At 35.8% G+C, this 15,703-nt stretch carries 8 protein-coding genes; 1 reads left to right on the forward strand and 7 read right to left on the reverse strand.

Annotated features, from left to right (window positions below; all coding sequences use genetic code 11):
• Positions 1–45 precede the first annotated feature (45 nt).
• From WBY99_RS07715 to rimP, 5 genes are all read right to left on the reverse strand, one after another.
• A complete protein-coding gene (locus WBY99_RS07715) occupies positions 46–1,494 on the reverse strand; it encodes a RagB/SusD family nutrient uptake outer membrane protein (RefSeq protein ID WP_423975752.1) in 1,449 nt (482 codons plus the stop codon).
• Positions 1,495–1,527: 33 nt separating this feature from the next.
• Complete coding sequence (locus WBY99_RS07720) at positions 1,528–4,452, reverse strand: SusC/RagA family TonB-linked outer membrane protein (RefSeq protein WP_423975753.1); 2,925 nt, start codon at positions 4,450–4,452, stop codon at positions 1,528–1,530.
• A 781-nt stretch (positions 4,453–5,233) separates the two neighbouring features.
• Positions 5,234–8,128 carry a translation initiation factor IF-2 gene (gene infB / locus WBY99_RS07725; RefSeq protein WP_423975754.1) on the reverse strand — a complete coding sequence of 965 codons (2,895 nt, stop codon included), beginning with the start codon at positions 8,126–8,128 and terminating at the stop codon, positions 5,234–5,236.
• Between the two features lie 75 nt (positions 8,129–8,203).
• Positions 8,204–9,451: a transcription termination factor NusA gene (gene nusA, locus WBY99_RS07730; protein ID WP_423975755.1), complete on the reverse strand. Its 1,248-nt coding sequence runs from the start codon at positions 9,449–9,451 to the stop codon at positions 8,204–8,206.
• Positions 9,452–9,557: 106 nt separating this feature from the next.
• Positions 9,558–10,025, reverse strand: a complete 468-nt coding sequence (gene rimP, locus WBY99_RS07735) for a ribosome assembly cofactor RimP (protein WP_423975756.1) — start codon at positions 10,023–10,025, stop codon at positions 9,558–9,560.
• A 425-nt stretch (positions 10,026–10,450) separates the two neighbouring features.
• Between rimP and WBY99_RS07740 the strand changes: the two genes are divergently transcribed.
• Positions 10,451–11,119: a carbonic anhydrase gene (locus WBY99_RS07740; protein ID WP_423975757.1), complete on the forward strand. Its 669-nt coding sequence runs from the start codon at positions 10,451–10,453 to the stop codon at positions 11,117–11,119.
• Between the two features lie 120 nt (positions 11,120–11,239).
• Here WBY99_RS07740 and pth read toward each other — a convergent pair whose 3' ends face one another.
• The gene (pth, locus tag WBY99_RS07745) at positions 11,240–11,803 is read right to left on the reverse strand and encodes an aminoacyl-tRNA hydrolase (protein WP_423975758.1); all 564 of its coding nucleotides are present in this window, start codon (positions 11,801–11,803) and stop codon (positions 11,240–11,242) included.
• A gap of 98 nt (positions 11,804–11,901) precedes the next feature.
• Positions 11,902–15,321, reverse strand: coding sequence for a transcription-repair coupling factor (gene mfd, locus WBY99_RS07750; protein WP_423975759.1), 3,420 nt, complete (start codon positions 15,319–15,321; stop codon positions 11,902–11,904).
• Between the last annotated feature and the right edge of the window lie 382 nt (positions 15,322–15,703).

The raw sequence follows: 15,703 nt of genomic DNA on the forward strand, positions 1-15,703 counted from the left end.
GCAGAGGCGACTTTCAATATTATAATACTATTGAAAAATAGTTGATTATCTATTGTTATTGATACTTGCAGGAATGTTTGGATTAGCATCAATTTCTGATTGTGGGATTTTCAAGAAAAATCTTTTGTCATCCGGCATCAATGGATTCGCAGTCATTGGTAAACGGTGCACGCCACCTTGATCTCTAGGTAAACCTTTTCTAAGTCTTTTGGCATCATACCACTCTACCCCTAATTCACCATATAATTCTTTTCTTCTTTCTACCATAATTTCATCTAATAGAGCTTGTCCAGCATTATTGGATTTAACAGCTTGTGGATCTCTATTTTTCTGCAATTGATACAACAAATCGTGAGATGCTGTAGGGTTTGAGTAGTATAACCCTTCAGCTTCTATCAGAATCATTTCCGTAGTTCTCATCAAAGGAACATCAGAATCAAAACCAAATACAAATTTCGTAGTATAAACTTTTCTGTAATCAGTACGAGTAGTTGTTACAAAAGTATTTCTTACATCAGTAGCAGAAAATAAATTTTTGAAATTTGCATTGATATAAGTATTGTTGTATGCAGCTTCTGTTTGTGTAAAGAAAGCATGCGGTGCAGTATAATAGTAAGCAGACTGATCATCAGTTTGCGGGCTCGCTAACATCCACTCTTTACCAGCATCCATATCGCTGAATCCTCCTTTGTATGCTTCTGGTGATAAAACATTAGCTACATTTCCACCGTATGCTGCATTAGCATTTTCTATTGCTTTTGGCCAGTTACCCATTACTTGATATACACGTGCTGCAATCCCATGAGCAACTTGCTTATTGAAATAAGATTTGTTCATACGACTATTACTTCCGATTGCGATAGATTTTTCTAAATCAGAAATAATAAATGCATACATTTCACTCTGTGTAGACATTGGTTTACCTTCTAATTGACTTGGCTTATCATAGATCGGCGGCGCCGGTGCAGCTGTATCAAAATTATAAGTATTTTGAAATTCCAAACTTAATTCAAAATAGAAAAATGCTCTCATTGCATAAGCCTGACCTAAAATCGGTGCTTTATCTGCAGCCGAAATTGCAGTACTTTCTTCAACGCCTTCAATCAATGCATTCGTTTGATTAATTAGGAAGTACAAGAAGTTCCACGTAAATGCAGTTCTTCTATAATTTGCCTCTCTATTATTGTTTTCATAATCAGATCCAAACCAACTTCCTGAATTCACGACATCGTTTCCTTTGTTAGTTCTTGCAAAATACATTGAACCTAAATTTCCTGCGTCTGTCGAAGATGATCCGTTAGAAGGAGTGTATTGCGCACGTGAATTTCTTATAATACCCGCAATAAATGCAGTAGCGCCCTCTTTCGAACCGAAAACCACTTCTGGAGATACACTAGTAGTTGGTTGAGGCTCGTTTAAATACTCATCCCGGCAAGATTGAAAAGTGACCAAAATTGCGAATAGAGCAATAATATATGTTTTAAAGTTTTTCATATTTATATATATAACTATTAATTATTATTTTTATTAAAATCCTACTGTTACCCCTAAAGATAAAGTTCTTGATTGGTAAGAGCGACTATTTGTTGTTCCAGAAATAGACTGCTCAGGATCAATACCTTTGTGAGATTGCCATGTCCAAACATTATCTCCTTGAACAAAAATTCTAAATTGATTCACACCAAAGGATTCTAACATATCTTTGTTGATATTATATCCCAAAGTTAAAGATTTCAATCTTACATAATCATTCTTAAATAAGAAACGAGTTGAAGTTGCGCTGTTGTTATTCGTTGACTGAATATTCATAGGAACATCAGTAAGATCACCTGGGTTCTGCCAAGCGTTCATTACATCAACAGACTGTTGGTAACCTGGTCTTGAGAAACCAGCCATCAACGATTGGTAAGTTGAATCGAATACGTAGCTACCAAAACTGTAGTTAAACAAGACATTAAGATCGACTGGCCCTACTTTGAAGTAGTTAGTTAAACCTCCAAAAAAGTCTGGAATTGAACTCCCCGCATACACTTTATTGTCTGCTTGATTTGCTAAATTATAGTCTGCAGTTGTTTTTCTTCCGATAACAGCTCCATTAGCATCTACATCATTAATAAACCAAGTCCCCATTCCTGTTTGAGCATCAACGCCCGCCCATTCTGGGATATAGAAATCAAAAATAGATCTACCCACTTCAAATCTTTTCGTACCATTTTGGAACGACGCTTGACTTAACTCAGTCACCCTATTCTTGTACGTAGAGATATTGAAATTTGTAGTCCATTGGAAGTTCTTGTTATTAAAGTTTTTCGAAGCTAAATTCAACTCCCAACCATAATTTTCGATTGCACCAACATTATCTAAGTACGTAGTATTTCCTACAGATCCTGGTGTTGGTCTTGAATAGATAAGGTCTTTAGATTCTCTTTTGAAATAATCTAAGTTACCTGTAATTCTGTTTTTAAATAAACCGAAATCCATCCCGATCGTTGAACTCACACTTGCTTCCCAAGTTAAATCATAATTTGACGGAGCATCTAAAATCACTCCGGTTTGACCTAAATTATTATTACCTGCGGAAAATAATGTTTGGTATGGAAAATAACTTTCAGCACCATCTCTGATGATTTTATTATTTCCTAATTCCCCGTAAGAACCTCTAAATTTCAAATAGTTGATTACACTATTATCTGCTAAAAAGTTTTCTTTAGAAACTACCCAAGAAGCTCCTAAGCCATAAAAGTCTCCTTTTCTAGTGTCTGGCGAAAACTTTGTAGAACTATCCTGACTAAATGTTCCTTCTAAGAAATATTTGTTTTGGTAGTTATAAGTAGCACGTCCTAAATAACGAACTAATCTTTCTTGGTTTACATAACCACCTATATACTCAGGTACTGTTGCCGTATTTAGTACATCATTTCCTGGTAAGAATCCAGTTCCCTGCGCTTGTAAGAAATCATAAGTATACTGATACACTTCGAAAACTCCTTGTGCACCTATGTTATGATCACCAAAACTCTTATTATAATTCAAACTATTGGTAAAGTTGATCGTTTTACCTATAGCTCTAATCTGAGATACACGACCACCAACAGAAGCGGCTGCACCTACAGCATAGTTATCATAAGCTTTTTCATCAAACAGAAATTGTTCGTAAGCTAATTGAGATCTGAATGACAAATCATCTGTGAAATCAATTTCTGCGAAACCATTTACGTTAAAGTTACTTCTTTTAATGATATCGTAGTTGTTGTATAAAGCACCAACTGCATTTTCATTCTCGAATAAAGGTCTTTGAGAATTTAATGTCCCGGCACCATTTGCACCATAGTCATAAATATTATTTCCAAAACCATCTTTGATTAAAGAGCCGTTTGCATCTCTTCTAAAAATAGGATAAATGTTTGGCAAGCTGTAGATCCACTGGATTGAACTTCCGTAAGTATTACCAGATTGGATCGGTAAGTTTGAGGAAGACGAACTAAATGCAGAGTTCATTCCTACTTTTAAATAATCCTTTACTTTAGATTCTAAATTCAAACGAATACCTGTACGCTCAAACTCTGAAGTTTTCACTGATCCGCTCAGATCTAAATAATCTGCAGCTAAAAAATAAGTTGTTTTAGCATCACCACCACTGATATTAAATCGGTGCTCCTGTTTGAAAGCTGCTTTGTTTACAATTGCTTTCTCCCAATCTGTATCCCAAAGTAAATTTGCACCAGCAACTACATTACCGTTAGCATCGATTGGATTAGCGACATTGTAAGGATTATAACCTAAACTACTTATCAAACCATTACTTGCAGCTTGTCCTGGATTTGCAACACCTTCCACAATTTTTGCATTTTTGATTGATTGCCATGAATATTTCATGAAATCTGCACCTCCTAAAGTTTTGTGCAATGCAACTGCAGGCATTCCAACTCCAATTAAAGAAGTCATGGTTGCTTGAGGTCTTGCATTTAATTTACCTTTTTTGGTTGTAATGATAATTACTCCATTAGAAGCTCTTGAACCATATAATGCTGTAGAACCAGCATCTTTTAGAACGGTCATAGACTCTACCTGATCCTGAGAAATAGTATTAATATTTCCATTAAAAGGAGAACCATCTAAAATAATTAACGGCTGTGTACTGGAGTTAATAGATCCTACTCCTCTAATATAAATATCTGGATTACTACCCGGCTGACCACCACTGGTAATAACATTTACACCCACTGCCGTACCCTGCAACGCTGCAGTAACACTGGGAGCTTGCTGGCTAGCAATTACTTTCTGGTCAACAGTTGTAACAGAACCTGTAATAGCTTCTTTCTTTTGTTTACCAAACGCTACTACCACAACCTCCTCGATATCCTTAACCTTGGCTGAGTCTTTCTGCGCCATTACCGCCTGGCCTGTAAAAAACAGAACACCTACGGTCAGAACTCTTAATTTCATATTCATATTAACATTTTTTAATATTTAAGGTACAAATATGTTAATTATATTTAATATAAACAAGCTAAAAACATGATTTATGCTATGACAAAACACCGCTTCAATTACCATTAATTCAACGTTTTTTAATTTTGGTATGAAAATTGATGCTTTTATGGCTTTTTAGATGGGTTTATGACAAGATTATTTCGAATTCTTTGATTAATATTGCTTTATAAGTATTTCATTAAAACTTCAAATTTATTTTCCTGAGGAAAGCTTCAAAGTTGTAGATCCATACACATATTTGGATTAAAAGCTTTTTTGCGTATAAATAAAAAACTACCGTTACCAGGGGATTATCCTGAAAATTCAATGAATATATTTTATAATACTGCAATCGGCAACAAAAGTTTTTAATGCACTCTCAAAACCGGATAAGGATCCGTTTCCAATATTGAGATTGGCCGCAATACAACCAACAAAGCTAACTTAATGAAGACAAGTGATTTACACGCTTTTCTAAAGCTCCCAAATAAATAACAACACTGATCCGCGAAAAAGATAAATTTTTCAGAGGACTCTTTTCGGGAATTGAAAAGCTAACTTTTCACCATAGCCTTTCAACATCGTTCTCATGAACTCCTCATGAACTACCCATGAAGCAATATTTCGATCGCTAGGTCTCTGAGGCGTCATCAAATAACGGTACAAATGGTTTGGTCACTCTCAAAGTCTCCTTTAGACCTAAAAACATTAGAACAAAAAAAACCTGCTAAACTAGCAGGTTTTAAATATATTTAAAGAATTACTTTAATTTTTTCTTTACAGAAATCTCTTCGTAAACTTCCAGAATATCGCCAACTTCAATATCATTGTAGCCTTTGATATTCAGACCACATTCGTAGCCTTTGGTGACTTCTTTTGCATCGTCTTTGAATCGTTTCAAACTTTCCAGTTCTCCATCGAATTTTACGATACCATCACGCAACAAACGAATTTTTGAATTTCGGGTTACTTTTCCGGTAAGAACCATACATCCTGCAATAGAACCTACTTTTGAAATTTTGAACACTTCACGGATTTCTACGTTACCGATTACCTGTTCTTTAATTTCTGGTGAAAGCATTCCTTCCATCGCTTCTTTTACCTCATCAATTGCTTTATAAATAATTGAATAAGTTCTGATTTCGATTTCTTCTTTATCAGCCAGTTCTTTCGCATTCACACCAGCTCTCACGTTGAATCCAATCATGATTGCATCTGACGCTGCTGCTAATAATACATCTGACTCGGTAATCTGACCAACACCTTGGTGAATAATCTTAACACTGATTTCTTCTGTAGATAAACTTTGAAGCTGATCAGAAAGTGCTTCTACAGAACCATCCACGTCACCTTTAAGGATAATGTTTAATTCTTTGAAATCTCCTAATGCAATACGTCTTCCTAGTTCGTCTAACGTTACGTGCTTCTTGGTTCTAACGGATTGTTCACGCTGCAACTGTTCTCTTTTGGTTGCAATTGTTTTCGCTTCTCTTTCGTCTGCAAACACCCGGAAACGATCTCCGGCAGTTGGTGCGCCATCTAACCCCAATACGGTAACCGGCATCGAAGGGCCTGCTTCTTCCATCGGTTTCCCTCTTTCATCAAGCAACGCTTTTACTTTACCGTGATTTTTACCTGCAAGTACATAATCACCTACTTTCAATGTTCCAGCTTGTACCAGAATTGTAGAAATATATCCTCTACCTTTATCCAAAGAAGCCTCGATTACAACTCCACTTGCATTTTTATTTGGGTTGGCTTTTAATTCTAATAATTCAGCCTGCAATAATACTTTCTCTAAAAGAGCGTCCATATTGTTACCAAACTTGGCAGATACCTCTTGCGACTGAACATTACCACCCCATTCTTCTACCAAAACATTCATTGCAGAAAGTTGCTGGCGGATATTGTCTGGGTTAGAGTTCGGTTTATCCACTTTATTAATAGCAATAATCATTGGAACTCCCGCTGCTTGTGCGTGAGAAATTGCTTCTTTCGTTTGTGGCATCACATCATCATCTGCTGCGATTACAATGATTGCAATATCGGTGACCTGCGCCCCTCTCGCTCTCATCGCGGTAAATGCCTCGTGACCTGGCGTATCTAAGAATGTTATTCTCTGACCGTTCTCCAGTTTCACATTGTAAGCACCAATATGCTGTGTAATTCCACCGGATTCACCAGCAATTACATTGGTCTTTCTAATATAATCGAGTAATGAAGTCTTACCATGATCTACGTGTCCCATAACGGTAACGATTGGAGCTCTAGCTATTAAATCTTCCGCAGTATCGGTATCTTCTTCTAATGCAGATTCTTCTACATCAGCATCAGAGAATTCAATGGTATATCCGAATTCATCAGCAACAAGCAATAAAGTATCTGCTTCTAAACGCTGATTCATGGTTACCATAACTCCTAGAGAGAAACAAGCAGAAATTACCTCTGTCGGGCTCACGTTCATTAATGATGCTAATTCGCCTACGGTAATAAACTCAGTTATTTTCAGAGTTCTGTCAGCAGCATCGATTTCATCTTGACGCTCGTCTTGTTCTCTTCTGTAAACTCTTTTCTCTTTTCTATATTTGGCTCCTTTATTTTTACCTGCCTTACTGGTCAGTTTTTCTAAAGTTTCCTTAATTTGATTTTTAACTTGCTCGTCGGTTAATTCAACTGGCATCACAGGACCTCTTCTTGCAGGACCTCTGTTTCCACCACCTTGATAACCACCACCAGGTCTGTTTCCACCACCACCTTGACCAGGAGGACGATTGCCACCTTGTCCAGGTGGACGGTTACCTTGACCTTGACCAGGAGGACGATTTCCTGGAGCTCCCTGTTGAGTTGCTCCACCCGTAGGATTAGGTTTTTCAATACGCTTTCTTTTCTTCTTGGCAGCGGCTGAATTTGCTGAAGGTTTTGGTTTATTAAACTGTGATAAATCTACAGTTTGTTTAAGGATTTTCACCCCTTCTAATTTTTTATAAACCGTTTCAATTTTATCCGATTCAGGCGGCGTTACCGCTTCTGTTTTCGGAGCCTCTACGACTGGCACTGGAGTTTCTGCAACTACAGGTGCAACGGGAGCTTCCTGTACTTTTTCTACAGGTGCTTTTTCCGCAATCGGCTCAGGCTTTTTGGGTTGATCTTTTTTGGATGATCTTGGCTTGTTGCCTTCGATCTTCGACAAATCAATTTTATCCAAAACCTTAAATTCCTGTTTTTCAGAAACAGGGGCTTTTTCAACAACCGGAGCTGCTTCAGCAACAGGAGTTTTTTCAACCACAGGTTTTGGCTCTTCCGCTGGTGGAGCTGGCTGCTGTTCCTTCACTTCAGATTTCTGTTGATTTAAGTCTATTTTACCTAAAATTCTGGTTTCAGGTCTAAGACTTGCTTTGGCTCTTATTACCTCAGGTTGAGACGGCTCAATTTCCAGTTTTTCTTCCGGAATTTTAGCGATCACCACCTCATGAGAAGCTTTTCTTTGTTCCCCGTCTTTGCGGAACTCAGCTTCTAATGCAGAATATGCCGATTCTTCCAATTGAGCGTTCGGGTTACTTTCTACCTCGATTCCTTTGGCATGTAGAAATTCTACGAGCCTTGTCATCGAAATATTAAATTCCTTAACCGCTTTATTTAATCTAATTTTTGGCATGTATACTTTATACTTTTATTTTAATTTTTGGCAAAGTTAACCTATTTTAACTTTAGATACAGTATTTAGAAATTTTTAGTCTTCTAACTCTTCTTTCAGGATGCGTTTCACCTCCTCAATGGTCTCTTCTTCTAAGTCGGTTAAATTAACCAATGCGTCAGTTTCTTTATCCAGAACACTTTTCGCAGTATTCAGTCCCACTTTACGGAACTCGTCGATAATCCATTGTTCGATATCGCCCTCTTCCGTTCCTGCGAATTCTCTTAATTCAACATCATCATCTTCACTCGTTTCTCTATAAACATCAATATCATAACCGCTTAACCAAGAAGCTAATCTGATATTTTGTCCTTGCTTACCAATTACTCTTGAAATTTCTTCAACGGGAGTATAAACCAATGCATAATTAGTTTCTTCGTTGATTTCAATTTTATTAATGGTAATATTTCCTAAAGCTCTTTTCACCATTATCTCAGGATTTTTAGACCACTGAATAACGTCGATGTTTTCGTTTTTCAACTCCCTAACAACTCCGTGGATTCTAGAACCTTTCACTCCAACACAAGCTCCTACTGGATCAATTCTATCATCGTAAGCATCTACCGCTATTTTCGCTTTTTCACCAGGAATACGAACTACTTTTTTCAAAATAATGGTACCGTCTTGGATTTCAGGAATTTCCATTTCCAGTAATTTCTCCAAAAACCTTGGTGCCGTTCTGGAAACAATAATCTGTGGCTTTGATCCTTTAAAATCAACACTTTCTACAATTGCACGAATGCTTTCTCCTTTTTTAAAGAAGTCCGAAGGGATTTGATTTTCTTTTGGCAAGATGAATTCATTTTCTTCATCATCTAACAAAATAACATGTTTGTGACGAATATGGTGTACTTCACCAATTACGATTTCACCAATTTTATCTCTAAACTGATCGTATAAAACTGCGTTATTATGCTCCTGAAGCTTGGTTGCTAAAATCTGTTTCAACGTCAAGATACTTCTTCTTCCTAATTGTTCGATAGGAATTTCCACTGAGAAATCATCACCAATTTCGAAAGTTGGATCTATTTTTTTTGCTTCCGAAATTTCAATTTCCAAATCGTCATCTTCAGACATTTCGTCTTCAACAATTTCTTTATTTAAAAATATCTGAAAATCTCCTTTATCAGGATTTACAATGACATCAAAATGATCATCAGAATCAAATCTTTTTCTTAATAAAGTTTTCAATGAGTCTTCGATAATCGCCATCAGATCAATCTTGCTGATGTTTTTGTCTTCTTTGAAATCGCCAAATGCTTCAATCAATGCTAAACCGTCCATTTATCTATGTTTTGTTTAAGGTTTGAAATATAAAGTTTTTACCCTTTAAATTTAATTCAATTTATCATAAAAGAGTGCCTAATTATAAATTATCACTCTTTTGTTTTTAGAACTTTATCGCAACAAGTGCTTTTTTAATATCGGAATAAGGGATTTCTCTTTCTTCAACTACATCTACTTTTCCCTTTCCTATTTCTTTTGGTTTTCGGTATTTTAGAACCAAGGTGACTTTATCATCTTCTACTTTAGTTAACTCGCCTTCAATTTCTGAAGAATCCTTCATCAACAACTCCAAAGATCTGCCAATGTTTTTACGATATTGCCTTGGCATATTAAGTGGTTCACTCAAGCCAGCGCTCATCACTTCTAAAGAAAAATCATGTTCATCACGATCCATATTGAACTCAATCGCACGACTTGCATCTAGACAATCCTGAAGCGTAACTCCATGGTCACCGTCTAAAATTACCCGAATATGATCGGTCACAGAAAACTTAATATCAATCAAAAAAAGATCTTCTCTTTCTGCTAAAAAATCATTTAATAGTTGTTCTATTTGCGCTTTAAACTCCATATCTTTCTAAAATACTCTTACGAAAAAAGGCTTTCTTCCGAAGGCCTTTTCATTATAATTTCCGTAAATCTTTTGCAAATATAAACATTTTAAATAAAATGACAAAATAATTACAATTTATTGAGAGTCTATTTAAATTAAAACAAAACAAATATTTTCTCACAGATTCAACTGATTGAGCAGATTGATTCATTTCCCATAAAAGAATAAATCATCCACAATTATTGCTCTGAGATTCACAAATCCACAAAAATGAAAATCATAAGTTCAGAAACAAACCCCGCAAACAATTGCTCCTCCCAAACGCGACCAACAAGCAATAAACTAAAATAGTTAGGCGAAATTTCCATATTTCATTTTTAGCACTTATTTTTACAACCGTAAATTAAAAAAACAAGAATCTCCTAATCTAAAATTCTTACTGAATGAAAAAATCATACGAAGTTATTTTCGAAAACAATAAAAAATGGGTGGAATCTCAATTGGCTGAAAATCCTGATTTTTTTAAAACGCTTTCCGCTAACCAAAATCCCGATTATCTGTATATCGGATGTTCGGACAGCCGAGTTTCTGCCGAAGAAATGATGGGGATGAAACCGGGCGAACTTTTCGTGCATCGCAATATCGCCAATGTCGTGAACACTTTAGATATGAGTTCTACCGCAGTAATTCAGTATGCCGTTGAACATCTGCAAGTGAAGCATATTATTGTTTGCGGACATTACGGTTGTGGCGGAATTAAAGCTGCCATGACCCCCGAAGATTTGGGCTTGCTGAATCCTTGGCTCAGAACAATTCGAGATGTTTACCGATTACATCAAACAGAATTAGATGCCATTACCAACGAACAAAAAAGGTATGACCGCTTGGTTGAATTGAATGTTCAGGAACAATGTATTAATGTCATTAAGATGGCATCGGTACAAGAGGAATATATTTTAGATGAATATCCAATCGTACATGGCTGGGTTTTCGATATGGCAACAGGAAAAATTATCGATTTGGATATTGATTTTGAAAAAATCTTGAAAGATATTCAGAAGATTTACAACCTTACCAATTCAGATTGGGTAATGAGTCGGAAGAAAAAATAAAGTTTCTTTTTCATCAAATCCGTTCTTATAATTGGTGCACGGATTACACCAATTTTCACAGATAATTATAATAAAAAAATCTGTGAAATCTGTGTATATCTGTGTATATCTGTGAAATTTTCACTTCCCATTAAAACCCGTCATTGTATTTTGAATTCCTGCAAAAACAAAAGACAAACAAGCTTTAGAAAACTTCTCGATTCTTTCGGGGAGTTTTTCTTTTTCTTCGCCTTCCCATTTTCCGAGAACGTAATCTACTTGTTTTCCTTCGCTAAATTCAGCAGAAATCCCGAATCTTAAACGTGGATAATTCTGAGTTTGCAATTGCTCCTGAATACTTTTCAAACCATTGTGCCCGGCATCAGAACCTTTCATTTTCATTCTTAAAGTTCCGAATGGCAAAGCCAAATCGTCGGTTACAATCATCAAGTTTTCTAAAGGAATATTTTCTTTCTGAAGCCAAAATTTCACGGCGTTCCCAGAAAGATTCATATAAGTATCCGGCTTTAAAATAAACACTTTTCGTCCTTTATATTTCCCTTCTGCTAACAACCCGAAATTGGAAGATTTGAAAGGAGCTTCAATGGTTTCGGCGATTTTTTCAGCAACTTTAAACCCGACATTATGTCGGGTTTCGGTATATTCTTCGCCTTTATTTCCGAGACCTACGATAAGGTATTTCATACTATTGATTTATTGATATTCAAAACTGATTTTACAGATATAAAAAATTACTGCTAGTCAACAAAAATAAACATTTTATTGAAACTTTTGAACGATGATTAATTGGATAATATCCTTTCCAAAACCGAATTCACCGCATCTACATTCTGAACATTTTCTTTGCGCATCATCAGTTGATTTCCTTCTTTACTCACTTTTTCTTTCAAAGTAGCTTCTTTCGGATTCTTCGATAAGTAAGAAATAATATTCCTGAATTTTTCACTTTGATAAAATTTATCTTGCGGATTCTGTGGGAAATATCCGAGGAAAATTCCGTTCTTCACTACGATTTTATCAAACCCAATATCTGCTGCAATCCATTTTAACTCTACTGACTTTAGAAGATTTATGGCTTCTGATGGCAAAGCACCAAAACGGTCAACTAATTCCAATTCAAGTTGATGCAATTCTTCCTTGCTTTGGATTTCAGCTAATTTTTGATACAACGACAATCGCTCTTCAATACTTTGAACATAAGAATCTGGCAACATCAATTCTAGATCGGTATCAATATTTACTTCTTTTGTAGATTTGAAAAGCTTTTTACGATCTTCTTCATTTTCAAATAAATCTTCGAATTCTTCATCATTCTGCAATTCTTCCAAAGCTTCCTGCATGATTTTCTGGTAAGTATCAAATCCCATTTCATTAATGAAACCACTTTGCTCACCGCCCAATAAATCGCCGGCACCACGAATTTCTAAATCCTTCATCGCAATTTGAAAACCACTTCCCAAATCCGAAAACTGCTCAATCGCTTCCAATCTTTTTCGCGCATCATTGGTCACCATATCAAACGGCGGCGTGATGAGAAAACAAAACGCTTTTCTGTTGCTTCTACCAACTCTTCCACGCATTTGATGCAAATCTGCCATCCCGAAACGTTGTGCATCGTTGATGAAAATCGTATTCGCATTCGGAACATCCACTCCACTTTCAATGATCGTAGTAGAAACCAAAACGTCATATTTTCCTTCCATAAAATCCAAAACATTTCTTTCCAGCTGTTTCCCATCCATTTGTCCATGTCCTGTAATCACCTTAGCATCAGGAACTAAGCGCTGAATTAGTCCTGCAATATCTTTTAAATTTTCAATTCGATTATTAATGAAATAAACCTGACCATCTCGTTGAAGTTCATACGAAATTGCATCCCGAATAATTTCTTCATCAAAACCGACAATCTGAGTCTCAACAGGTTGCCGATTTGGCGGTGGCGTTTTAATCACCGATAAATCTCTTGCCGCCATTAATGAAAATTGCAAAGTTCTTGGAATCGGCGTTGCCGTTAATGTTAAAGTATCGATGTTATTTTTTAAAGTTTTCAGTTTATCTTTTACATTCACTCCAAACTTGTGTTCTTCATCAATAATCAAAAGTCCTAAATCTTTAAATTTCACCGAACTTCCCACCAATTGATGGGTTCCGATTACGATATCAATTTTGCCATTTGCTAAACCCGCTAAAGTTTCTGCTTTTTGTTTTGCCGTTCGGAAACGGTTCAAATAAGAAATAGTAACCGGAAAATCTTTCAGCCGCTCTGTAAAACTTCGATAATGCTGAAAAGCCAAAATCGTAGTCGGAACCAAAATCGCAACTTGTTTCCCATCAGTTGCCGCTTTGAAAGCCGCTCGCACTGCAATTTCCGTTTTTCCGAAACCTACATCACCACAAATCAAACGATCCATTACTGTGTCGTTTTCCATGTCCGTTTTCACATCGATTGTTGCTTTTTCCTGATCGGGCGTATCTTCATAAATAAAACTGGCTTCCAATTCATTTTGCAAATAAGAATCTGGCGTAAAGGCAAATCCTTTCGCTGTTTTCCTTTGCGCATACAAACGAATCAAGTCAAAAGCAATCTGTTTTACCTTCGCTTTTGTTTTTTGTTTTAAAGCTTTCCAGGCCGGAGAACCGAGTTTCGACAAAACAATTTCCTTCCCGTCGGAACCATTATATTTCGAAATTTTATTTAAAGAGTGAATGCTTACATACAACAAATCTCCATTTTTATAAATAAGTTTAAAACATTCCTGAATTTTGCCGTTATTGTTCACTTTCACCAAGCCCATAAATTTCCCAATTCCGTGATCGATGTGCGTAATATAATCGCCGACTTTCATCTGCATTAAATCTTTCAGCGTAATCTGCTCGGATTTTGCAAATGCATTTTTGGCTTTAAATCTTTGATAACGGTCAAAAATCTGGTGATCCGTATAAACCGAAATTTTATGGTCTAAATCCACAAAACCTTCGTGAAGTTCTGATTTAAAAGATTTGAATAAAAATTTTGATTTTTTCTCTGCAAAATCTTTTGAATCAACATCATTATCTGAAGAAGATTGCTGTGAAATCAATTCTTTAAAAATAGATTCCAATCGCTCTTTCTGTTTTTCAGTCGAAAATGAAATCCAGGTTTCAAAACCATCATTTTGTTTTTCTTCAAAATCTTCAAGTAAAAGTTCAAACTTTTTATGAAAACTAGGTTGCGGAGTTTGATTCAATTGCACAATTTCAGCAACGCTCCCTTTTAATTCCTGTAACGTAAAATCGACCCATTCAAATTGATTGATGTCTTTAATAAAATCTTCTTCTGAAACAAAAAGATCTTGCGGCGGCAACTGTCTAATTTCTGTATTTAAAGTTCCAAACTTCGCTTCTGCTTTTTCGTAGAAATTTTTAATTAAATTAAAACCCACAAAAGCATTCTTGGTAATCACAACTAAATCTTTCGGTGCGAGATTAAACAAAGAAACTTTAGTTCCTTGAACAGAAAAATTCATGTTCGAAACCAACTGAAATTCCTTTACTTTTTCTTTTGAAAGTTGTGTTTCAATATCAAACGTTTTGATGCTTTCTATTTCATTTCCGAAGAAAGTGATTCGATAAGGTTCTTCATTAGAATAAGAAAAAACATCGACAATCCCACCTCTTACAGAAAACTCTCCAGGTTCTGAAACAAAATCGGTTTGATTGAAATTAAACTGTTGCAGCAATTCTTCGGTAAAATTAAAATCCAGTTGATCGCCCGTTTTAATGGTATGCGAAATCGCTTTGAAATCCTCTTTCTTCATCACCTTCTCCGCCAAAGATGCAAATGGCGCAATCATTACTCGCGGTTTTTTATCGTTGTGAATCCTATTCAAAACTTCGGTTCTTAAAACCAAATTGGCATTTTGAGTTTTCTCAATTTGATAAGGTTCCAAATGCGTCGGTGGGAAATAAAGCACATTTTCTTTGCCCAACAAATCCTCTAATTCTGAAGTGATATATAAAGCATCTTCTTTATCATCGGTCAAGAAAAGAAGCGATTTCTTTTTAATCATAAATAATTCTGCAGCGAATATAGCCGGCGATGACCCAGCAAATGATTTTACAGCAAGATGTTTATGTTGATCGAGTTGTGTAAATAATTCTTTGCCAAATCCTAGATGTAGAAGTTGTGGTAGAAATGATTCTGTGATGTTTTTTAACGGCATATTCTATTCTGAAGATATAAAAATGGACTTTGAAAAGACCCCTAAATTAAAACGGAAAAGCGACTTCGGGACTTTTCCGAAATCGTGATGAAGTTGCAAATTTAGCGAATTAATTTAATGCACCTTTGTATTCCTAATAAGAATACTGAACTTCAAATTTTTGAATTTCTTCTTACTCAGAATCTTAAATTTTAGTTAAAATTATTAACCAATAACTTTCGCGCATATTATTTGCGTAATTTTATTCTTATAAAAATACCACTTAGCATAAACTTAAACATTAAAAAAATGAAAAAATTATTAACAGCATTGTCCGTAGTTATAGGACTCGGATTTGCAAGCGCCCAACAAATTGCACCGAAATCAACTGCAAAAACAGCTC

It is taken from the genome of Kaistella sp. (assembly GCF_049588135.1).
Taxonomy (GTDB): domain Bacteria; phylum Bacteroidota; class Bacteroidia; order Flavobacteriales; family Weeksellaceae; genus Kaistella.

Bases quoted from the DNA above. Each gene is read 5' to 3' on its own strand.
- WBY99_RS07715 (WP_423975752.1), bottom strand. From the start codon at position 1,494: ATGAAAAACTTTAAAACATATATTATTGCTCTATTCGCAATTTTGGTC.
- WBY99_RS07720 (WP_423975753.1), bottom strand. From the start codon at position 4,452: ATGAATATGAAATTAAGAGTTCTGACCGTAGGTGTTCTGTTTTTTACA.
- infB (WP_423975754.1), bottom strand. From the start codon at position 8,128: ATGCCAAAAATTAGATTAAATAAAGCGGTTAAGGAATTTAATATTTCG.
- nusA (WP_423975755.1), bottom strand. From the start codon at position 9,451: ATGGACGGTTTAGCATTGATTGAAGCATTTGGCGATTTCAAAGAAGAC.
- rimP (WP_423975756.1), bottom strand. From the start codon at position 10,025: ATGGAGTTTAAAGCGCAAATAGAACAACTATTAAATGATTTTTTAGCA.
- WBY99_RS07740 (WP_423975757.1), top strand. From the start codon at position 10,451: ATGAAAAAATCATACGAAGTTATTTTCGAAAACAATAAAAAATGGGTG.
- pth (WP_423975758.1), bottom strand. From the start codon at position 11,803: ATGAAATACCTTATCGTAGGTCTCGGAAATAAAGGCGAAGAATATACC.
- mfd (WP_423975759.1), bottom strand. From the start codon at position 15,321: ATGCCGTTAAAAAACATCACAGAATCATTTCTACCACAACTTCTACAT.